This window comes from Sphingomonas sp. HDW15A (assembly GCF_011301715.1).
GTDB lineage: Bacteria > Pseudomonadota > Alphaproteobacteria > Sphingomonadales > Sphingomonadaceae > Sphingomicrobium.
In genome coordinates this window covers 2,082,944-2,103,632 of record NZ_CP049870.1, presented here as the reverse complement: position 1 = coordinate 2,103,632, position 20,689 = coordinate 2,082,944, and the positions used below count along the sequence as shown (strand labels likewise).

Here is a 20,689-nt window from a genome sequence, read left to right as displayed (position 1 = left end):
GCTATCTGTTCCTGGTGGCGCCGGGTTGCCACAGCACGTCCCCTCCGTCCGATGCCGCGATCCAACGCGCGGAAACGAACAAATGGTCCGACAGCCGATTGAGATAGGCGATGGCGTGCGGGTTGACCGGCTCGGACTCGTTCAGCGCAACCGCCGCGCGCTCGGACCGGCGGACGACCGCCCGCGCAAGGTAAAGGCTCGCGGCTGCCATGGAACCGCCAGGCAGGATGAAGCTGGTGAGGGGCGCAAGACCGGCGTTTATCTCATCGATCTGGCGTTCCAGCCGCTCGACCTGGTCAGGCAGGATTCGAAGAGCGCCTTCGATGTCGCCTGGCGTTGCGAGGTCGGCGCCGAGATCGAACAGTTCGTTTTGGATCAGCCGGAGGTCGCGGCCGAGTTCCCCGTTGCCCAGCGAAGCGATGGCGACGCCGATCGTGCTGTTCGCCTCGTCGACCTCGCCGATGGCAACCATTCGCAGCCCGGCTTTGCTGACGCGGCTGCCGTCGACCAGCCCGGCATGGCCGTCATCGCCGGTCCGCGTATAGATTTTGTTGAGCTTGACCAGGGACTAGCCCCTGCCTCCGGCCAGCACCAGAAGCAGGACCACGATGACGATCGCGATGCCCTGGTAAAGCACCCGCTTCTGCATGTAGTTTTGCTGTTGTTGCCCGGAGATGTCCTTGCCGGAAGCCATGGCCATCACGCCACGGACGAGAACGTAAGCGGTCGCGCCCATGGCAGCGATCAACGCGATGATTAGGAGGACGTTCATGTCCACATATCTAGGGGTTCGAGAAGGCGAATCCTAGGGGCAGGAGTCCGGCTTTCAGCTGGCCGGAAAGTTCGAGTCCATCCACGCCGGAACCGCGCATTGCCGCGAGCGTCGGCGCGAGGTCGCGCTTGGCAAGGCGCCGTCCATCCGCGTGGAGGACCAGCGGGTGGTGGAGGTAGGTCGGCTGGGGCAGTCCCAGCAGGATCTGCAGCAGCCTCTGGGTCGGGGTGGACGGCCTCAGGTCCTCGCCGCGAACGACGAAGTCGACTCGGCAATCGGCATCGTCAATCACGCAGGCGAGGTGGTAAGACGAGGGCGCGTCCTTCCGCGCCAGGATCGCGTCGCCGAAGTCGCTTTCGCGCGACTGGAAGCGCACGCCGTCGGCTTCGACCCATGATGGCAGGCTTGCGAAGGACAGCGCCTTGGCACTGTCGAGCCTCCAGCTGTGCGGCGTCGATGCCCTGCGCTCGGGATCGTCGGGCAAGCCACGGCAGGTCCCGGGGTAAGCCGCGCCAGCATCACCGTGCGGGGCGGTCAGCGACTCCGCAATGTCCGCCCGCGTGCAGAAGCAAGGATAGACCAGCCCCTGATCTCGCAACCGCTCCAGCGCATCGGCGTAGAGGTGCGTGCGTCGGGACTGGACGATCGGTTCGCCATCGAAGCGGAGCCCAAGCCAATCGAGGTCTTCGAGGATGCCGCCGACGAACTCCGGACGGCAGCGCCCGGGGTCGAGATCCTCGATCCGAAGCAGCCATTTCCCGCCGTTTTTGCTGGCAGAGTCATGGCCGATCACGGCCGAATAGGCATGGCCGAGGTGAAGGCGACCGGACGGGGACGGAGCGAAGCGTGATATACTCACTGTGGCAATTTCGACTCTTGACGATGATTCGCCGAATGATTCATGATTCTGTCACCGCGGGTTGGCATCCGCGAGAGGACAAGGGAAGACGGCCGGACATGGCCTCTCCTCCTTGCGTGCGACGGGGCCGGGGAGTTTCAGTTCGGACCATGACCGAACAGGAGCTTTGCGCGCGTGTACCACACCGATCTCCTCCGCCACCCGGACAGTTGCCCCGCACTGGTGCTCAACGCCGATTATACTCCGCTGAGCTATTATCCTTTGAGCCTGTGGCCGTGGCAGACGGCGGTCAAGGCGATGTTCCTTGAGCGGGTCGACGTCGTCGCCCATTACGACCGGGAGGTGCACAGCCCAAGCCAGGCGCTGAAGCTCCCTTCCGTCATCGCTCTCCGGCAGTTCGTTCGGCCGAATGAATATCCGGCCTTCACGCGGTTCAACCTGTTCCTCCGCGACCGCTTCCGCTGCGTCTATTGCGCCTCGCCGAAGGAATTGACCTTCGACCATGTCGTTCCGCGCGCCCAGGGTGGCCGGACGACGTGGGAGAATGTCGCGACCGCCTGCGCGCCGTGCAATCTCAAGAAAGGCGGTCGGACCCCACGCCAGGCCGGCATGCAGATCCATCGCGAGCCGATCCGCCCGACGAGCTGGCAACTTCAAGATCACGGCAAGAGCTTTCCGCCCAACTACCTGCATTCGAGCTGGCGCGACTATCTCTACTGGGATGTGGAGCTGGATCCGTAATCGCCGAGTGCAAGACGGAAATTGCAGAGCGATTTCCGGCTTGGGCGAGAGACGATGAAGGTCGGCTGACGGGTCGCGGAGCGAACCCGATCGACGGTGCGGATTTACTTCGCGCCGGCCGTCACCTGTCGCAACGCCTCGCCGATCTCGGGATCGGCCAGACCGAGCGCGAGGTTCGCAGACACGAAGCCGAGCTTGGTCCCGCAATCGTAGCGAGTCGCCTCGACCGTCACGGCGTGGAACGGCTGTTTGCCGATCAGCCGGGCCATCGCGTCGGTCAGCTGGATTTCCCCGCCCGAGCCCGGCTCCTGGGCATCCAGGACGCGCATCACGTCGGGCTGAAGGACATAGCGGCCGATGACTCCCAGCGTCGATGGCGCCTCCTCTGGCTTCGGCTTCTCGACAAGGCCGAGCACCTCGGTGCGGTTGGCGCTCGCCGCGCCCGGCGTGACGATCCCGTAGCTGGCCGTCTTGTCGCGCGGCACGTCGGTCGCGCAGACGATGTTACCGCCGACCTGCTCGTAAGCCTCGATCATCTGTTTTAGAGCTCCGGGCTTGCCGATCATCAGGTCGTCCGGAAGCAAGACCGCGAACGGCTCGTCGCCGACGACATGGCGCGCGCACCAGACTGCGTGGCCGAGGCCCAGAGGCCGCTGCTGACGGACCGAGGCGATCTCGCCGTAGCCGGCCCGCGACGGCTCGAGCGGGGCGAGGCTCTTGCCCGCCTTTTCCATGGTCGCTTCGAGCTCGAAGCTCATGTCAAAATAATCGACCAGCGCCGACTTGCCCCGGCCGGTGACGAAGATGAGCTCCTCGATCCCTGCCTCGCGGGCCTCGTCGACGGCATATTGGATTAGCGGGCGATCAACGATCGTCAGCATCTCCTTGGGAATGGATTTCGTCGCCGGGAGCAGGCGCGTGCCGAGTCCTGCGACCGGGAATACCGCCTTGCGAACCTTCCTTACCGTCATTCCGGCTCACCTACCCGCGTTTCGTCTTCCGCGTCTTGCGGCTCCGCGGCGGGAGCGGCCGGCGCAGCGCGGCCATCGGGCGGCGGAAGGTCGAAGCGGTCGGTTTCCCGACGCTGCGAGCGGGTGATGAGTTCGTCGACCCGCTCCGGCGCAGCCATCGGAGTGGTTTCCAGAAGGTCGGAAGCATCGGGCGTGGTCTGGGCCAGCGCCGGCTTGACCGGAAGCGATTGCCCGGCCGCCGGACGAAGCGGGGCGGTGTCGCCGCAGGCTGTTATGGCGAGAGGCAGCGCCAGGATCGCAAAACGCCGGATCATCATCGTCTCCCTCGGGCCTCACGAACGGCCCGGATCGCCTCTGCTACCCGCTCCGGAGCGGTCCCGCCAGCGGAGCGTCGAGAGGCGACCGACGATTCGACCGCCAGCAGCGGCAACACGTCATTTGTAATCCGCGAATCGACGGCCTGAAGCTCTTCGATGCTGAGCTCGTCGAGCGCCTTCCCGGCGGCTTCCGCTGCGGCGACCGCGCTTCCCGCGATATGGTGCGCTTCGCGGAATGGCACGTCGGCCTTGGCCACCAGCCAGTCGGCAAGGTCGGTCGCGGTTGCATGGCCGGCTGCGGCAACCGAGCGCATCTTCTCGGGCACGAATTCCAGGTCGGCGACCATTCCGGCCATTGCCGCGAGGCTCAGCGACAGCAGGTCGTGAGCGTCGAAAAGCGGCGGCTTGTCGTCCTGCAAGTCCTTGGCATAAGCGAGCGGCAACCCCTTCAGCAGCACGAGCAGAGCCACGAGGTCGCCGGTGATCCGGGCGCTATGGCCGCGCACCAGCTCGGCGGCGTCGGGATTGCGCTTGTTGGGCATGATCGAGCTTCCGGTCGACCAGGCATCGGGCAGTTTGACGAACCCGAACGGTTGCGAGGCCCACAGGATAATCTCTTCGGCGAGTCGCGACAGGTGAACGCTGCAAAGCGCAGCGGCGTGGAGATAGTCGATGGCGAAGTCGCGGTCGCTGACTGCGTCGAGGCTGTTTTCGGTCGGCCGGTCGAAACCGAGGGCGGAGGCGGTTGCGTTACGATCCAGATCGAAACCGGTCCCGGCCAGCGCCGCGCTGCCAAGCGGGCTTTCGTTCATCCGCTTGCGCGCATCGGCGAAGCGGCTGCGGTCGCGGCCGAGCATCGCGACATAGGCCATCAGATGATGACCAAGTGTCACCGGCTGGCCCGACTGCAAATGGGTGAAGCCGGGCATGACCGTTCCGGAATGCTCCTCGGCCCGATCGAGTAGTGCTTCCTCGAGCGCGTCAATCCCAGCCAGCGATTCGTCGATGCAATCGCGGACGAACAGCTTGAAGTCCGTCGCCACCTGGTCGTTGCGCGACCGGGCGGTGTGGAGCCGGCCCGCGGCCGGTCCGATCAATTCGGACAGGCGATGCTCGACATGCATGTGAATGTCTTCGAGCGCCGGATCCTCTGTGAGCTTGCCCGCCGCAATCTCCTCGGCGACGCTGTCGAGTCCGCTCCGGATTGCGTCGGCGTCCTCTGCGCTCAAAATGCCCTGTGCGGCAAGCATCGCGGCATGCGCCTTTGACGCGGCGATATCCTGCCGCCATAGCCTCCTGTCAATCGCGATCGAGGCATTAATCTCGCGCATCACAGCGGCCGGGCCGCCAGCAAAGCGCCCGCCCCACATCTGGTTGGAGTTGCCCTTGCGCTCGATCGTCTGTCTCCTCGCCGTTATGGCGCTTGCCGGCTGCGATAGGGAAGAAGCCGCGCCCCCTCAAGAAGCGAACGCCGACGCGAGCGCTGCTTCACCCGGCGCTTCGTCCGGTGCGTCGGCCGTTCCGGTGAAAGGCGTCGACCGCAGTAAGGCCGGCACCCCGGCGCCGGATGTGACTTTCCAGAATCCGGACGGCGGCGAATTTACCCTCTCCAGGTCGAAGGGCAGCCCAGTTCTGGTCAATCTGTGGGCGACATGGTGCGCGCCGTGCGTGAAGGAATTGCCGACGCTCCAGAAGCTCGATGAGCGGCACGCCGTAAATGGCGATCTTGGTATCATGATCGTCAGCCAGGACATGGCGGGCAAAGCGACCGTCGACAGCTTCCTGACCGAAAAGGGGATCAAGCTTCGCTCATTCCTCGATCCGGAAATGAAGCTCAGCGGCGCCCTCGGCGTCGAGGTGATGCCGACCACCATCCTCTATGATTCCAACGGCCGAGAAGTGTGGCGCTACATCGGCGATCTCGATTGGACAGGCGAGGAGGCTAGGAAGCTGCTGGCCGAAGCCGCCGCGCCCAAGGGCTGACCAGCCGCCCGTCGATAACGACGAGACCGAGCGCGATCAGCGCGAGCCCGCCGATCTGGGCCGCGCCGAAGCGTTCGCCCAGCACAAGCGAACCAACGATCAGCGCGACAGGGGGCACCAGCAAGGTGACCAGCAGGCTGTTGGTTGCCCCGGCGCGCGCAACCAGTTCGAAGAACAGGACGTAGGCGAAGGCCGAGCAGACGATGCCAAGCGCCACGACTGCACCCCACGCTGCAAAGGAGGTCGGCAGATCGGCAATGTTCTGGCCAAACAGCAGGGCCACCGGCGCCAGCATGACCGCCCCGGTGATGAACTGCGCGGTCGCGAGCTGCGTCGGGTTGACACCCATTGCCTTGAATCGACGGGCGAAGATTCCGGCGAGCGCGTAAAGCATAGAGGCGAACAGGCAAGCGAGCTGCGCCATCAAATGGTCGCCGCCGTCGTTCAGCAGCTGCGGCCCGATCATCGTCGCGACCCCGGTAAATCCGACGACGACTCCCACAAGCCGGGCCTTCGTGAGTTTTTCATCGACGGTGGCGAGGTGGGCGAAGATCACGCCAAAGATCGGCGTGGTGGCCTGCAGAATTGCGGCCAACCCGCTGGCAATATGCTGCTGTGACCAGCCGAACAGCATGAACGGCACGACATTGTTGAGCAGTGCGAGCAGCCCGATTGCCGCCCAGACCGTTACTGACAAAGCCAGCCGGTGACCGGCCAGCCGCATGAAGGCCGACAGCGCCGCCGCCGCGATCAGCAGCCGAAGCCAGACGTAGGTCAGGGGCGCGAAGCTCGTAACGGCCACCTTGATGAACAGGAAGGCCGATCCCCACACCAGTGCCAGCAGAGCCAGGATGCCCCATTCGACGAGGCCCATTGCCGGCGCAGGCCTGCGCGCCACGGGTGACACGGGCGGCGCGGCAACCCGCTTGAACGCGGGGCGGGCGGAATAATCACGCGGGGCCATGGGCCATTCTCCTGTTGGTAACAGGAGCGCTATCGCCTCGCGACGCGCGCCACCAACGGAATGATTGTTGCTATCGATAAGGCCAGCTTATCGATTGGCCGGACGTCAGTCTCGCAGCAGCTCGTTGATGCTCGTCTTCGATCGCGTCCGCTCGTCGACGCGCTTTACGATCACTGCGCAGGCGAGGCTTGGCCCGCCGTCCTTACCCGGCAGGCTACCGGGCACGACCACCGAATAGGCCGGCACGCGGCCGTAATGCACTTCGCCGGTCGCTCGATCGACGATCTTGGTCGATGCGCCCAGGAACACGCCCATGCTCAGCACCGCGCCCTGCTCGACCACGACGCCCTCCGCGACCTCGCTTCGAGCGCCGACAAAGCAATCGTCCTCGATGATGACGGGTCCCGCCTGAAGCGGCTCGAGAACGCCGCCGATTCCCGCGCCGCCGGAGATATGGACGTTGCGGCCGATCTGCGCACAGCTTCCAACCGTCGCCCAGGTATCGACCATCGTTCCCTCGCCGACATAAGCGCCGATGTTGACGAAGCTCGGCATCAGTACCGCGCCTGGCGCGACATAGGCGCCTCGGCGGACGATCGCGCCCGGCACGGCACGGAACCCCGCGGCCTTGAACGCCGTCTCGCCCCAGCCGAGGAACTTCGAATCGACCTTGTCCCACCAGGTCGCGCCGCCCGGCCCGCCCGGGATGGCGGTCATTGGATTGAGGCGGAAGCTCAGCAGCACGGCTTTCTTCAGCCACTGGTTGACCGTCCAGCCCTCGGCGCCCTTTTCGGCAACGCGAAGCTCGCCCGAGTCGAGCTTGAGGATGGCCGCCTCGACCGCCTCGCGGACAGCGCCATTGTCCGGATCGAGCGTTTCCCGATCGTCCCAGGCCTTGTCGACAATGGATTGAAGGGCGTCGGTCATGAAACATGTTCCTCGAGGATGAAGTGAAGCCAGTCGGCAAGGTCGTCGATGACATGGTCGATGGCGTCGTGATCAGCGTTGTGATCGCCGTGATCGGACCCGTTGTCGAGCCAGACGGTCGTCATTCCCAGCGCCTTTGCGGGTTTCAGGTTCTTGGCCATGTCCTCGATCAGCACCGCTCGCGCGGGATTGATCGCGAAGCGGTCGATCAGCAGGCGATAACCGTGGGCGTCCGGCTTGGGCAGGTACGAGCAGGCGTGGATGTCGATGAGCCCGTGGAAGTGGTCGTCGATCCCGATCGCCTTTAGCACCCGGCTGGCATAGGATTCGTTGCCGTTGGTGAAGACGAACTTGCGTCCTGGGAGCTTCGCCAGCGCTTCCGCAAGCCGTTCATCCCGGCCGATGCGCTCAAGAGGGACATCGTGGACGTCGTCGAGAAAGTCATGCGGGTCGACGTCGTGATGCTTCATCAGGCCGGCCAGCGTCGTTCCGTGATCTCGGAAATATTGCTTCTGGATCCGCCGGGCTTCCATCGGGTCGCAGCTCAGAAGCCGCCCGACATAAGCGCTCATCCGCTCGTCGATCAGGTCGAACAGTCGCGCTGATGCCGGATAAAGCGTATTGTCGAGGTCGAAGATCCACTCGTCGATATGGCGGAAGCCGTCACGCATGACGCGCCGCCTAGCGCGGAAATGCCCTTCATCAAAATGAAAGGATTTGTTAGGCATAAAGAATACGGGAAAGCCATTTGATATGAGTGGCTTAGAGCGAGGGTTCCAAATGGGTCGGTTGCTTGGCGGCGCAAGTGCGCTGACGATCATTTTGACGCTGTCCGCCTGCGGTGGCGGTGGCGGGGGTGGCGGGGGCGGAGGTGCGCCGATTAACTCGACCCCGACTCCTACGCCAACTCCGACACCCACGCCCACTCCAACACCGACACCGACACCGACACCGACGCCCACCCCGACGCCCATCGATTATCTCACGGCGGAATATTATCGGTCGAACGCGGTAACCTCTTCGAACGCCCTCGGCGCATATAATGCGGGCGCGACGGGTGCTGGCATTAAAGTCGGGGTCGTCGATTCCGGCATCAATCCCAGTCTCGCGGAATTCGCCGGGCGAATCGATCCGGCTTCAGGAGACGTCGCCGGCGATCGCGGACTGGGCGATGTCGACGGACACGGCACCGCCGTGTCGGCGGTGATTGCGGCGGCTAGAAATGACAGCGGCATTCACGGCGTTGCCTTCAACTCGACCATCGTCATGGCACGCGCCGACGATCCGGGATCGTGCGGCAGCGCCGACGATTGCGCCTTCTATGAAAGCGACATTGCTCAGGGCATCGATCTTGCGCGGCTTGCCGGTGCCAAGGTCATAAATCTCTCGCTCGGGGGATCGGCGCCGAGCCAGGGCCTGCTCGCTGCGATGCAACGGGCGGTCGCAGCAGGTATCGTGCTGGTCATTGCGGCAGGAAACGAGGGCGATACGCCGGAAGGCGTCAACCCGGATCCGTTCGCTTTGGTCCCTGCGCAGCAATTCCCGGGCCAAGTCATCATCGCGGGCTCTGTTGGCACCCTTACCGACCCAAATGCGATTTCGGACTTCTCCAACCGCGCCGGGACCGGAGCGAGCTATTACCTCACCGCCCTCGGCTACCGGGTCCACACGATCGATCATACCGGGACGGAATATCTCTACAGCGGCACCAGCTTCTCAGCGCCGGTCATTTCCGGCGCGGTGGCGCTTATGGCGCAGGCGTTTCCGAACCTCACCGGGCAGCAGATCATCTCGATCCTGTTCCAGACCGCGGACGATCTCGGCGCGGCGGGAATCGACAACATCTACGGGAACGGGCGCCTCAATATCACGCGCGCTTTCCAGCCGGTCGGCACGACCTCGCTGGCCGGAACGGCAATCGCGGTGGGTGCCGAAACCGGCGGCGACTTGCCGCCCGCAGCCGGCGATGGCGGCGACCCCGTCAATGGCAAGCTCGGTGCGATCATTCTCGACGGCTATTCGCGGGCCTTTTCGATCAACCTGGCCGCCGGCCTTCGCAAAGCGGAAATCAACAAGCCGCTTCACCGCTCGCTATCCGCGAATGTCCAGAGCAGCGAAGTCAGCGCCGGTCCGCTTACCGTAGCGATGAGCGTCTCGGAGCGGCCCCGCAACCGGACTGGCGTGTTCGATGTCGCCGTGCTCGGGATTGGCCCTGAAGATGCGGCCAGGGCCAAGCTCGTCGCGGCCTCGGCAATCGCCCGGCTCGACCGGAAGACCGCCGTCGCCTTCGGCTTCGCCGAGGGCGCCAAGGCGATCGAGCGTCGCTTGTCGGGCGCCGAAGCGGGTGCCTTCCTGATCGCCAGGGACATCGCCGGAGAACCCGGCTTTGCCGCCAAGCGCGGATCGAGCATGGCGGTTCGCCGCAGCCTCGGCCCCGTCTCGCTCACCGTATCGAGCGAGGAAGGCGAAGTCTGGCAGGAGACTCCGACGCGCGCGACGGGTTCGCCCTATCGCTGGACGAGCGCTTCGATCGATCGCGATTTCGGCAGGAGCACCTGGGCGTCACTCAGCCTGTCTCGCCTCGACGAAAAGAATACATTGCTTGGCGGCCGCGTCGGCGAAGCCTTCGGCGGCGCTTCCGGCTCCACCTCGACATTCCTCGATCTCGAATTGCGTCGCCAGTTCGGATCCGGCTTCTCGGCGACGGCCAGCGCCCGGCGGGGCTGGACCAGCTTTGGCGGCGGCAGTTTTCAGAGCGCGGCCTATGCGGTCGACTTCGCCAAAGAGGGCCTTTTCGACCTCACCGACAGGATCGCGCTGCGCGTGTCCCAGCCGCTGCGAATCGAAAAGGGCGGCTTCGCGCTGCTGCTTCCGACCGGCTACGACTATGCGACCGAGTCCGCGACGACGACGATGAGCCGCTTTTCGCTAAGCCCGAGCGGCCGCGAGGTTGATGGCGAACTGTCTTATTCGACCAATGTCGGGTCGGGATGGCTGAGCGGTAACCTGTTCTATCGCTACCAGCCGGATCACCGCGCTTATGCCGACGCCGATGTCGGTGCGGCCCTGCGCTACTCGCTGCGTTTCTAGGCTAGACGGTAAAGCTTTCGCCACAGCCGCAGGCGCCCTTGGCGTTCGGGTTCTGGAACACGAAGCCGGCGGCAAAATCGTCCTCGACCCAGTCCATCGTCGATCCGACGAGGTAAAGGATCGATCCGCCGTCGACGTAGAAGGTGCCGCCGGGCGTTGCGATCTTCTCGTCGAACTTGTTCTCCTCGGTCACATAATCGACGGAGTAAGCAAGGCCGGAGCAGCCACGCCGCGGAGTCGACAGCTTTACGCCGACCGCACCTTCCGGCGCCTTGGCCATCAGTTCGGCGATGCGCGCCTCGGCATTCGGCGTGAGGGTGATCGCCGCGGGACGGACTCTGGTTTCCTTGCTCACAACATCCCCAATTCCAGACGCGCTTCGTCGCTCATTTTCGACGGATCCCACGGCGGATCCCAAACCAGCTTGACCTCGGCATCGCGGATCCCGGGCACGGACAGCACCCGCATCTCCACTTCGGCCGGCATACTCTCGGCGACCGGGCAGTGTGGCGTCGTGAGGGTCATGGTGACGACCGCGTCGCCATCCTTGCTGATCGCCACGTCGTAGATCAGCCCGAGTTCGTAAATGTCGACGGGAATTTCCGGGTCGTAGATGGATTTCAGCGCATCGACGACTGCCTGCTGAAGCTGGCCGCCCGGCTCCGACGGATCGGGCTCCGGCTTCTGATCCGCCAGGAACCCGGCGAGATAGTCGCGCTTGCGCTCCACTTCCGGGGTCAGCCGGGCGCGCGGCGGGGTCGGCACCGACTCCACTTCTTCCGCCTCGATCCTCTTTTCTTCACCCATCATCCGAAGATCCGTTTCACCTTGTGGAGACCGCGCAACAGCGCGTCGATATCGCTTGGGTCGTTATGCGCCGCAAAGCTCGCCCGCGCCGTCGCCGGAACGCCTAAATGGTCCATCAGCGGCTGGGCGCAATGGTGGCCGGCGCGGATCGCAACGCCTTCGTCGTCGAGAATCGTGCCGATGTCGTGCGGATGAACGCCTTCCATCGCGAAGCTGACGATCCCCGCGCTGTCCTCCGGCCCGAACAGGTGGATGCCCTCGACTTCGCGAAGCGCGTCCCGGCACTGCCGGGCGAGCGCGGATTCGTGCGCCTCGAGCCGGTCGAGCCCGATTTCCGTGGTCCATTCGATCGCGGCGTGGAGACCGATCGCGCCGACGATGTGCGGCGTTCCCGCCTCGAACCGCGCCGGCGGATCCAGATAGGTCGTGCGCTCGAATGTCACGCGGTCGATCATCGCTCCGCCGCCCTGGTAGGGCGGCATCTGGGCGAGGAGGTCAGCCTTGCCCCACAGCACGCCGATCCCCGTCGGGCCGTAGAGCTTGTGGCCGGAGTAAGCGTAAAAGTCGCAGTCGATTTCGGCGACGTCGACCGTCAGGCGCGGTGCCGCCTGGCAGCCGTCGAGCAACAGCTTCGCCCCGATCTTGTGCGCGACATCTGCGGCTCGCTTCGCATCTAGCACCGACCCGAGCACGTTCGAGACGTGCGCGAATGCGAGCAAGGCGTGGCTTTCGTTGGCCATGCACTCCGCCGCGTCGAGGTCGATCTCGCCATTGTCGGTCAGCGGAACCACGTCGATCTCGTAACCGGCAAGCTGCCACGGCACGATGTTGCTGTGATGCTCGAGCGTGCTCAGCAATATGCGGTTCCGGTCCCCACGCGGCCAGCATTGGGCGAGCAGGTTGATCGCCTCCGTCGCGCCGCGCGTGAAGATTGCCTCGCCTACTGTTCCGCCGATTAGCGCCGCCGCCGCGCCGCGGGCCGCCTCGAAGCTCTGGGTCATCGTCGCCGAGCGCTCGTACACCCCGCGATGGACTGTCGCATAATCGCGGCCATAGGCGTTCGTGATCGCATCGATCACCGCCTGCGGCTTCTGCGCCGTCGCCGCGGAATCGAGATAATGCCAACCGGCGATGGCCGGGAACTGGTGGCGCAAGTCGAGCGCGGTTTCGATGGGCGCGTGCGCCGTCATCGCGCTACCTCGCGAAGCGCTTCGCGCGCGCGGACTGATATCTCACTGTCCTCGCCAAGCGCGTCCCAAAGCCCGCCAATAAATCCCTCAAGCAGCAGCGCCTTGGCAGTCGCCGGCGGAAGTCCGCGCGCTGCGGCATAGAACAATTGGTTGGCGTCCAGTTCCCCAACGGTCGCGCCATGCGCGCATTTCACGTCGTCGGCGTAAATCTCCAGCTCCGGCTTGGCATTGGCCGTCGCGCCGCGATCCAACAGCATCGCCTTGACCGACTGCTCGCTGTCGGTGCGCTGAGCGTCGCGCGCCACCGCCACCTTGCCGAGATAGCTGCCCATTGCCTTGCCGCCGAGCACGCTCCGCACCGTCTGGCGGCTGGTCGCATTGGGTTCGGAATGGCGAACGGTGGTGACAATCTCCAGCGTCGATTGGCCGCCGCCAATCATCGCCGCGTCGAACGAAAAGTCAGCGCCGTCATGCAGCGTCACGTCAAGTTCGATGCGTCCGTATCGCGCGGCAGTATTTAGCGCGAAAACCTGCACCGAGCCGCCCGCGCCGACGGTCATTTCGACGCGCCTGATGTCGATCATCTGGCCGCTCGGAAGCCAGATTTGCTGCAGCTTTTGCTGCGCAGCAATTTCGACTCGCTCCGGGGTGCCAAGCGACGTCCACACTTCGGCCAGGGCCTCGGTATCGGCGTAGCGAAATGCCTCCAGCTTGCGTGTCGGAAGCGCGGTCATCAGGCAGCCACCTCGGCATAGCCTTCGCGCTCCAGCTCATGCGCCAATTCAGGGCCGCCGGAACGTACGATCTTCCCGCGCGAGAGGACGTGCACCTTGTCCGGTTTTACATAGTCGAGAAGGCGCTGGTAGTGCGTGATCAGCAGCACCGATTTCCCCGGCTCGCGCATGATCGCGTTGATTCCGTGGCCGACCGCGCGAAGCGCATCGATGTCGAGCCCGCTGTCGGTCTCGTCTAGGACCGCCAGCTTGGGATCCATGATGCCGAGCTGGACCATTTCCGCGCGCTTCTTTTCGCCGCCGGAAAAGCCGACGTTGACGGGACGCTTGAGCATTTCCGCGTCCATTCCGAGTAGCGTTGCTTTTTCGCGCGCAAGCTTGATGAAGGCCGCGCCAGAAAGCTCCTCTTCGCCGCGCGCGCGGCGCTGCGCGTTAAGGCTTTCGCGCAGGAATTGCAGGTAAGAAACGCCGGGAATTTCGACCGGATATTGGAAGCCCAGGAACAGACCCGCCGCGGCGCGCTCGTGGGGCTCCAGCGCGAACAGGTCCTGACCGTCGAAGCTGACCGAACCGCTCGTCACTTCATAGCCCGGACGGCCGCCGAGCACATAGGCCAGTGTCGACTTTCCGGCCCCGTTCGGGCCCATGATCGCGTGCACTTCGCCGTTCGGCACGACGAGGTCGAGGCCGTTGATGATCGGCTTGTCGGCGACAGTCGCGTGTAGGTTTTCAATCTTGAGCACTTAACCAACACTTCCTTCCAGGCTGATCCCAAGCAGCTTCTGCGCTTCGACCGCGAACTCCATCGGCAGCTGCTTCAGCACTTCGCGGGCGAAGCCGTTGACGATCAGCGCGACGGCGCTTTCCGCGTCGAGCCCGCGCTGCATCGCGTAGAACAACTGGTCTTCGCTAATCTTGCTGGTTGTCGCTTCGTGCTCGATCGTCGCGGTCGGGTTCTTGACCTCGATATATGGCACGGTGTGCGCGCCGCACTCGCTGCCAAGAAGCAATGAATCGCACTGCGTGAAGTTGCGCACGCCTTCCGCATTCGGAAGCACTTTGACCAGGCCGCGGTAGGTGTTGTCACTGCGCCCCGCCGAAATGCCTTTCGACACGATCGTCGATCGCGAACGCGGGCCAATGTGCACCATCTTTGTGCCGGTGTCGGCCTGCTGACGATTGTTGGTCAGCGCGACCGAATAGAATTCGCCGACGCTGTCCGCGCCCTTCAGAATGCAGCTCGGATATTTCCAGGTGATCGCGCTTCCGGTCTCGACCTGCGTCCACGAAACCTTGCTTCGGTCGCCGCTGCACAATGCGCGCTTGGTGACGAAGTTGAAGATTCCGCCTCTTCCTTCCGCGTCGCCTGGATACCAGTTCTGGACGGTCGAGTATTTCACCTCGGCGTCCTCGTGCGCGAAGATCTCGACGACCGCCGCGTGAAGCTGGTTCTCGTCGCGCATCGGTGCGGTGCAGCCTTCGAGGTAGGAGACGTAACTGCCCTTGTCGGCGACGATCAGGGTTCGCTCGAACTGGCCGGTGTTCTGGGCATTGATACGGAAATAGGTGCTTAGCTCCATCGGGCAGCGCACGCCCTCCGGGACATAGACGAAGGTGCCGTCGGAAAAGACCGCGCTGTTCAAGCAGGCGAAGTAATTGTCGCGCTGCGGCACCACACTGCCGAGATACTTCCTGACCAGTTCGGGATGCTCGCGGACCGCCTCGCTGATGCTGAGGAAGATGACTCCGGCCCTGGACAATTCTTCGCGGAAGGTCGTGGCGACGGAGACGCTGTCGAAGACCGCGTCGACCGCCACTTTCCGCGCGCCTTCGACTCCGGCGAGGACCTTCTGCTCCTCGATTGGAATGCCGAGCTTCTCGTAAGTCCGGCGGATTTCGGGATCGAGCTCGTCAAGGCTCTTCAGAGTCGGCTTCTGTTTCGGCTCCGCGTAATAATATGCGTCCTGGTAATCGATCGGCGGGATGATCAGTTTGGCCCATTCGACCTCCTCCATCTCCAGCCACGCGCGATAGGCCTTGAGCCGCCAATCGAGCATCCATTCCGGCTCGCTCTTCTTGGCGGAGATGTAGCGGACGGTGCTTTCGTCCAGCCCCTTGGGCGCGAACTCCTGCTCGACCTCGGACACGAAACCATATTCGTAGTCCTTGGCGATCGCTTCCCGCGCTTCGCGGTTGGTGACCTGCTCGTTCATCGCGCAAGGCTTTCCAGGCTGACCGCGCCAAGCGCGCCGCGAACCGCGTCGCCGACGATGCCCATGTGCGGCTTGATCCGGCAATGGGCGTCCAGCGCGCAATCATTCCGGCCTTCACTGCACATGGTCATCGCAATCGGTCCTTCGACGGCTTCGACGATGTCGGCCAAGCTGATCTCCATCACGGGCTTGGCGAGCGCATAGCCGCCGCCGGCGCCGCGCTGTCCGGTCAGCAGGCCGTGGCGCGACAATTGCTGCATCAGCTTCTGCGCGGTCGGCAGCGGCACGCCAGTCTCCTCGGCGAGCTCCGTCGCGCTGAGGCGCGCACCGACGCCGCGTCGTGCAGCCGCGGTCATCATCACGACCGCATAGTCGGCAAGGTGGGTGAGTCGCATCGTCTAATCGGAGCTTTCTACTCCGAATTAGGCCGATGCGTCTCGAATTACAACTATCTTACGCCTTGGTAGCCGCGATCCAGGCATCGACATTCTCTTCCATGATCTCGAGCGGAACCGGGCCCGACTTCAGCACCACGTCGTGGAAGGCCCTAATGTCGAACCTGTCGCCGAGCGCCGCCTTCGACTTTTCCCGAAGTTCCATGATCTTCAGCTTGCCGATCATGTAGGCGGTCGCCTGGCCTGGATTGACGACGTACCGCTCGACCTGGCTGATGATATCGCCCTCGGCATTCGGCGTGTTCGCCATGAACCAGTCGATCGCCTGCTGCCGGCTCCAGCGTTTGGAATGGATTCCGGTATCCACCACCAGGCGGCCGGCGCGAAGGATTTCCATGGCCAACCGGCCGAAGTCGGACATCGGGTCGTTGTAGAAGCCCATGTCCTTTGCCAGTTCCTCGGAATAGAGGCCCCAGCCTTCCGAAAAAGCGGTCACTCCGCCAAAGCGTCGGAACGCGGGCATTTCACCAAGCCCGGTCTGGATCGACAGCTGCAGATGGTGGCCTGGAATGCCTTCGTGGAAGGCCAGGGCCTCGAGCTCGTTGAGACTCATGGCTTTGAGGTCATAGAGGTTGACGTAGTAAGTCCCGGGCCGCGACCCGTCCGGCGCTGGCCGGCCGTAGAATGCCTTGCCTGCGCTTTTCTCGCGGAAGGCCTCGACGGGCTTCACCAGAAGAGGGTCCTTCGGCAGCGTTGCGAAGAAATCGGGAAGCTTCTTCTCCATCGCCTTGATCGCGATATCGACCTTGCCGAGATATTCCTCGCGGCTCTTGGGGAAGAACTTCGGGTCGGTCCTCGCGTAGCTGAAGAATTCCTGAAGCGAGCCCTTGAAACCGACCTTGTCCTTGATCGCGGTCATTTCGGCCTGGATGCGCTTCGTTTCGCGAAGGCCGATTTCGTGGATCTGGTCGGCGGTCAGGTCGGTCGTCGTGTAGCTGGCGAGTAGCGCGTTGTAATAAGCCGCGCCGTCGGGGAAGCGCCAAACCCCGTCGTCGTTGCCGGCAATTGCCTGCTGGCGAACCATCTCGGCGCGAAGGCGGCGGAAGGCCGGGGCGGCGCTGCCTTTCCAGGCCGCGATGCCGTCGGCGACGATCTGGTCCTTCTCTGCTTGCGAGATGTCGAGCTTGCCGACCTTGCCGCGAAGATCGTCGATGATCGGATGACCGGCCAACGCCGCGCCCTTGCCGGCATTCAGCTGGTTGTCGATGTCGCTGAGGACATAGGGATAGACCCACTTGGGCGGCAGCACGCCCTTGTCGGCACGCTCCTTCGAAATTCCGGTCAGCTGGTCGATCGCGGGACCGGCGCGAAGAATCCGCGAGACATAGGCTTCGGCGTGCTCCTTGGTGGAGACATTGTGGATGTTGATGAGGAACGCGGCGATCTCGCTCTGCGCACCGTTCATCTGGTCGAAGACGTAGCCGAGGTGGCGATAGGGAAACAGGGCCGAACTGCGCTTCGCATTGCGGTCGAACAGGCGGAACGAAAGCTGGTCCTTCGGTGACAGCTTCGCCGGGTCGTAGACCGCCCGCATGGTCTTCGCCGCGGCCTGGAGCCGGTTCTGCGCAGCGATATCGTATGCGTCGCTGGCATCGCTCCAGAGGCCGTAATCCTCGTCGCGGATGCCGCGGAAGGCCTTGCCCTCCGGAGCATATTCTAGGTTCGACTTGTCATAGGCTTCGAAGAAGGCGGCCAGCGCAGCGCTGTCTTCGACGACCGGCTGGATCGCGGCGGTTTGGGGAGCGGTCTCCTGAGCCGCAACCACTGCGGGACTGAAAGCCGCGGCGGCGAGCAGGATTGCGAAACGCGACGAACGGTTCATTGGATATCCCCCGGAGTTGAGTCCGCCGCACCTTGCAGATTGGCCGGCGGCGGCTCAAGTGCGCCCTCACGGTTATTCGACGAATGGGGGCCATGCGAATCTACCCGTTAATTCGCCCGTTGATCTTTCGGATCGATACGGAAGCGACGCATCGCGCAACGATTGCTGCATTGAAGTGGGCGCCGAATCGGCGACCCCGGCGTTTCCCAGCATCCCTGACGACCAGCGTCGCTGGTGTCGGCTTTCCATCGCCAGTCGGGCTAGCGGCCGGTTTCGACAAGGATGCCGAAGTCGCCGACGCCATGCTCGGCCTCGGTTTCGGATTTGTCGAAGTCGGGACCCTGACGCCACTGGCCCAGGCCGGCAATCCCCGGCCGAGGCTGTTCCGGCTGGCCGAGGACCTTGCGGTCATCAACCGCATGGGTTTCAACAACCGCGGACAGCTAGCTGCCCTGGCGCGGCTTCGTGAGCGCGACCGCAGCAAGGGCGTGGTGGGTGTGAACGTCGGGGCGAACAAGGACAGCCCGGACCGGATCGCCGACTATGCCGACGGCGTGCGCCGGATGGCGCCGGTCGCCGACTTTATCACCGTCAACATCTCCTCGCCCAACACGCCCGGGCTTCGCGACCTTCAGACGGGCGGAGAGCTCAACGAGCTTCTCGCGGCAGTGCGCGAGGTGCGAGAGCCAAACGGCCCGCCGGTCTTCCTCAAGGTCGCTCCCGATCTGGAAATTGGTGACCATGAGCGCATCGCGCGGGCGGCAATCGACAACGGCATCGACGCGCTGATCGTTGCCAACACGACTATCAGCCGGCCGGCTCTTCGGTCGCGCCATGCTTCGGAGGCCGGCGGATTGTCCGGTGCTCCGCTTGCCCCGTTGGCGCTGGACCAGCTTCGCCGGTTCCGGGCCATCGTCGGTCCGGACATTCCACTTGTGTCAGCAGGCGGGATCGGGTCGGCCGATGATGCTTGGCAGCGCATCTGCGCGGGAGCGAGTCTCGTCCAGCTTTATTCCGCCCTCGTATATGAAGGGCCGCGCCTCGCCTGGCGCATCGCCGCCGGACTGGCCGAACGGCTCAAGCGGGCGGGAATGTCGTCGATCAGCGAGGCGATCGGCTCGGAATTACGATGACCCGCCCCTCGCGGCGGGGATCGTAGCCGCCATCGATCCGCCCGTCGCGGACCAGGACGCCGTGCACTCCGCTGTCTTCGCCCTGCCCAGGCTCAATGTTCACGCCGCGCTCGCGAAGTGCCTCAAGGATCGCCGGCGGGAATTTTTCGACCTCGCCCCCGAAGCTCGATCCACGTGCGACCAGGTTCGGCCGGGCCAGAGCCTGTTGCATGGGCTCGCCCCACATCACCGAGGCCACGAGCGATTTGGCGACGAAGGCCAGGATCGCGTTTCCGCCGGCGCTTCCGATTGCTCCCGCGAAACGGCCGTCATTGGTCAGCAATATTGTCGGGACCATCGATGAGCGCGGCTTCTTGCCGCCGGCAACCGCATTTGCCGCCGGTCCACCGTCGGCCCGCCTTGGATCGAACGAGAAGTCGGTAAGCTGGTTGTTGAGGAAAAAGCCATCCACCATCCGCCCGCTGCCGAAGATGCTTTCGACCGTCGTTGTTACCGACAGCACGTTGCCTTCCGCGTCCCCGACGACGAAGTGACTGGTCCCCGCCGGCTCCTGCGTGAAGTCGCGGGCGGTGAGACTGGCCCCCGGCGGGTTGCCCGCTTCCGGTTTGACCATGGCATTGGTGCCGATGCGCTTCACGCGCGAATCGAGATAGGCCGGGTCGAGCAGCCCTTCGACCGGCACGCTGACGAACGCCGGATCGCCGACATAATGATCACGATCGGCGTACATCAGCCGGCTCGCTTCCGCGAACAGGAACCAGCTTTGCGGATCGTTCGGGCCGCGCCGCGCAATGTCCGTCCGTTCGAGAAGTCCAAGCAATTCGAGCAGCCCGACGCCGCTTGAAGGGGGAGGGGGGACGCACACGGAATAGCCTCGCCATGGCCGACACAGCGCCTCGCGCCGGACCGGCTGGTAAGCTGCGAGGTCCGCCATCGTCATGCTTCCGGGCAGTTCGCCCTGGCGCAGCCGCTCGACGATCCGCGCCGCGGTCTCGCCGGCATAAAGAGCAGCCGGGCCATTCTCGGACAAGCGACCAAGGAAATTCGCGTAAGCCGGATTTCGAAGCCTGTCGCCGGCCTTTACCAGGGCGCCCCCCGGACCTTGGCGGAAATAGGCCTGTGTGTCGGGCGTACCGTTCTGCGGGAATCTTCCCGCGACCATCCGCGCCAGCCGGGGACTGACGATGAAACCGTCCGAGGCTGTCTTGCGGGCAGAGCTGAAGAGCTCGCGCCAAGGCAGTTTGCCATGCGCTCGATGCGCTTCGGCAAAGGCCGCGATCGCGCCCGGAACGCCGGTCGCACGCCCGCTCAGTACCGCTTTCGAAAATGACAACGGCTTTCCGTCCGCGCCGAGAAACATGGATGCAGTGGCCTGCGCCGGTGCGACCTCGCGGCCGTCATAGATCGTGAGGCTCCGCGATGCCGCATCATAGTAATTGAGGAACGCCCCGCCGCCGACCCCGCTGCTTTGCGGCTCGACAAGGCTAAGCATTGCCTGGACCGCGATGGCCGCGTCCGCAGCGCTTCCGCCGCGTTCGAGCACTTCGCGCCCAGCCTCGGCAGCGAGCGGATTGGCGGCGATGACGAATGCCGGCGTTGCACGGCTAGATGCCGGAGCGGCGGATTGCGGCCGGGGAGACTGGCTGCATGCGGCGAGGGCAAGTGCGGCGAACAAAGGGGAGAGACGCATTGCTGGGGTCCTTAGGCGACT

At 64.3% G+C, this 20,689-nt stretch carries 22 protein-coding genes; 4 read left to right on the top strand and 18 right to left on the bottom strand.

Annotated features, from left to right (window positions below):
• Position 1: 1 nt before the first annotated feature.
• The 3 genes from G7076_RS10980 to gluQRS are packed head-to-tail and all read right to left on the bottom strand — an operon-like array spanning position 2 to position 1,631.
• Entirely contained in the window at positions 2 to 565 is a 564-nt protein-coding gene (locus G7076_RS10980; protein WP_166203608.1) for a cob(I)yrinic acid a,c-diamide adenosyltransferase, read from the bottom strand.
• A gap of 3 nt (positions 566 to 568) precedes the next feature.
• Positions 569 to 772, bottom strand: a complete 204-nt coding sequence (locus G7076_RS10975) for an HIG1 domain-containing protein (RefSeq protein ID WP_166202795.1) — start codon at positions 770 to 772, stop codon at positions 569 to 571.
• Positions 773 to 782: 10 nt separating this feature from the next.
• Complete coding sequence (gene gluQRS / locus G7076_RS10970) at positions 783 to 1,631, bottom strand: tRNA glutamyl-Q(34) synthetase GluQRS (protein WP_346774092.1); 849 nt, start codon at positions 1,629 to 1,631, stop codon at positions 783 to 785.
• A 174-nt stretch (positions 1,632 to 1,805) separates the two neighbouring features.
• Here gluQRS and G7076_RS10965 point away from each other — a divergent pair, with 174 nt between their 5' ends.
• Positions 1,806 to 2,372, top strand: coding sequence for an HNH endonuclease (locus tag G7076_RS10965; protein WP_166202793.1), 567 nt, complete (start codon positions 1,806 to 1,808; stop codon positions 2,370 to 2,372).
• Positions 2,373 to 2,476: 104 nt separating this feature from the next.
• Here the strand turns inward: G7076_RS10965 and G7076_RS10960 are convergent, their stop codons facing one another.
• Genes G7076_RS10960 through argH form a run of 3 tightly spaced genes read right to left on the bottom strand, consistent with a single transcriptional unit; the run spans position 2,477 to position 5,030 of the window.
• Entirely contained in the window at positions 2,477 to 3,343 is an 867-nt protein-coding gene (locus G7076_RS10960) for a UTP--glucose-1-phosphate uridylyltransferase (protein ID WP_166202781.1), read from the bottom strand.
• Positions 3,340 to 3,660 carry a hypothetical protein gene (locus tag G7076_RS10955; RefSeq protein WP_206367537.1) on the bottom strand — a complete coding sequence of 107 codons (321 nt, stop codon included), beginning with the start codon at positions 3,658 to 3,660 and terminating at the stop codon, positions 3,340 to 3,342. Before G7076_RS10955 ends, G7076_RS10960 begins: the two co-directional genes overlap by 4 nt.
• Positions 3,657 to 5,030, bottom strand: a complete 1,374-nt coding sequence (gene argH / locus G7076_RS10950) for an argininosuccinate lyase (RefSeq protein ID WP_166202779.1) — start codon at positions 5,028 to 5,030, stop codon at positions 3,657 to 3,659. The genes G7076_RS10955 and argH overlap by 4 nt, the downstream gene beginning before the upstream one ends.
• Before the next feature lie 16 nt (positions 5,031 to 5,046).
• On the opposite strand from argH, the gene G7076_RS10945 reads away from it, so the two are divergent.
• The gene (locus G7076_RS10945) at positions 5,047 to 5,643 is read left to right on the top strand and encodes a TlpA disulfide reductase family protein (RefSeq protein ID WP_240913787.1); all 597 of its coding nucleotides are present in this window, start codon (positions 5,047 to 5,049) and stop codon (positions 5,641 to 5,643) included.
• On the opposite strand, the gene G7076_RS10940 is transcribed toward G7076_RS10945, so the two are convergent.
• The 3 genes from G7076_RS10940 to G7076_RS10930 all read right to left on the bottom strand — a co-directional run bounded on the left by G7076_RS10940 (position 5,603) and on the right by G7076_RS10930 (position 8,205).
• Positions 5,603 to 6,607 carry a DMT family transporter gene (locus tag G7076_RS10940; RefSeq protein WP_166202777.1) on the bottom strand — a complete coding sequence of 335 codons (1,005 nt, stop codon included), beginning with the start codon at positions 6,605 to 6,607 and terminating at the stop codon, positions 5,603 to 5,605. The two genes, G7076_RS10945 and G7076_RS10940, sit on opposite strands and share 41 nt — an antisense overlap.
• Before the next feature lie 105 nt (positions 6,608 to 6,712).
• Positions 6,713 to 7,534: a 2,3,4,5-tetrahydropyridine-2,6-dicarboxylate N-succinyltransferase gene (dapD, locus tag G7076_RS10935; RefSeq protein ID WP_166202775.1), complete on the bottom strand. Its 822-nt coding sequence runs from the start codon at positions 7,532 to 7,534 to the stop codon at positions 6,713 to 6,715.
• Positions 7,531 to 8,205: a pyrimidine 5'-nucleotidase gene (locus G7076_RS10930; RefSeq protein WP_166202773.1), complete on the bottom strand. Its 675-nt coding sequence runs from the start codon at positions 8,203 to 8,205 to the stop codon at positions 7,531 to 7,533. Before G7076_RS10930 ends, dapD begins: the two co-directional genes overlap by 4 nt.
• Positions 8,206 to 8,314: 109 nt before the next feature.
• Between G7076_RS10930 and G7076_RS10925 the strand changes: the two genes are divergently transcribed.
• Positions 8,315 to 10,624: a S8 family peptidase gene (locus G7076_RS10925; protein ID WP_166202771.1), complete on the top strand. Its 2,310-nt coding sequence runs from the start codon at positions 8,315 to 8,317 to the stop codon at positions 10,622 to 10,624.
• Position 10,625: 1 nt separating this feature from the next.
• On the opposite strand, the gene G7076_RS10920 is transcribed toward G7076_RS10925, so the two are convergent.
• Genes G7076_RS10920 through G7076_RS10885 form a run of 8 tightly spaced genes read right to left on the bottom strand, consistent with a single transcriptional unit; the run spans position 10,626 to position 17,845 of the window.
• A complete protein-coding gene (locus G7076_RS10920) occupies positions 10,626 to 10,979 on the bottom strand; it encodes an iron-sulfur cluster assembly accessory protein (RefSeq protein WP_166202769.1) in 354 nt (117 codons plus the stop codon).
• Complete coding sequence (locus G7076_RS10915) at positions 10,976 to 11,431, bottom strand: SUF system Fe-S cluster assembly protein (RefSeq protein WP_166203603.1); 456 nt, start codon at positions 11,429 to 11,431, stop codon at positions 10,976 to 10,978. Before G7076_RS10915 ends, G7076_RS10920 begins: the two co-directional genes overlap by 4 nt.
• Complete coding sequence (locus G7076_RS10910; protein ID WP_166202767.1) at positions 11,431 to 12,621, bottom strand: cysteine desulfurase; 1,191 nt, start codon at positions 12,619 to 12,621, stop codon at positions 11,431 to 11,433. Before G7076_RS10910 ends, G7076_RS10915 begins: the two co-directional genes overlap by 1 nt.
• Positions 12,618 to 13,355, bottom strand: a complete 738-nt coding sequence (locus tag G7076_RS10905; RefSeq protein ID WP_166202765.1) for a SufD family Fe-S cluster assembly protein — start codon at positions 13,353 to 13,355, stop codon at positions 12,618 to 12,620. Before G7076_RS10905 ends, G7076_RS10910 begins: the two co-directional genes overlap by 4 nt.
• A complete protein-coding gene (sufC, locus tag G7076_RS10900) occupies positions 13,355 to 14,098 on the bottom strand; it encodes a Fe-S cluster assembly ATPase SufC (RefSeq protein WP_166202764.1) in 744 nt (247 codons plus the stop codon). The genes G7076_RS10905 and sufC overlap by 1 nt, the downstream gene beginning before the upstream one ends.
• Positions 14,099 to 15,568 (bottom strand): Fe-S cluster assembly protein SufB, encoded by a 1,470-nt coding sequence (sufB, locus tag G7076_RS10895; protein WP_166202762.1) that lies wholly within the window; start codon positions 15,566 to 15,568, stop codon positions 14,099 to 14,101.
• Positions 15,565 to 15,963, bottom strand: a complete 399-nt coding sequence (locus tag G7076_RS10890; RefSeq protein WP_166202756.1) for an SUF system Fe-S cluster assembly regulator — start codon at positions 15,961 to 15,963, stop codon at positions 15,565 to 15,567. The genes sufB and G7076_RS10890 overlap by 4 nt, the downstream gene beginning before the upstream one ends.
• A gap of 58 nt (positions 15,964 to 16,021) precedes the next feature.
• Entirely contained in the window at positions 16,022 to 17,845 is a 1,824-nt protein-coding gene (locus tag G7076_RS10885; RefSeq protein ID WP_166202755.1) for a DUF885 domain-containing protein, read from the bottom strand.
• Positions 17,846 to 17,937: 92 nt separating this feature from the next.
• On the opposite strand from G7076_RS10885, the gene G7076_RS10880 reads away from it, so the two are divergent.
• On the top strand, positions 17,938 to 18,978 hold the full coding sequence (locus G7076_RS10880) for a quinone-dependent dihydroorotate dehydrogenase (RefSeq protein WP_166202753.1): 1,041 nt from the start codon (positions 17,938 to 17,940) through the stop codon (positions 18,976 to 18,978).
• On the opposite strand, the gene G7076_RS10875 is transcribed toward G7076_RS10880, so the two are convergent.
• Positions 18,947 to 20,668, bottom strand: coding sequence for a gamma-glutamyltransferase family protein (locus G7076_RS10875; RefSeq protein WP_166202752.1), 1,722 nt, complete (start codon positions 20,666 to 20,668; stop codon positions 18,947 to 18,949). The two genes, G7076_RS10880 and G7076_RS10875, sit on opposite strands and share 32 nt — an antisense overlap.
• Positions 20,669 to 20,689 lie beyond the last annotated feature (21 nt).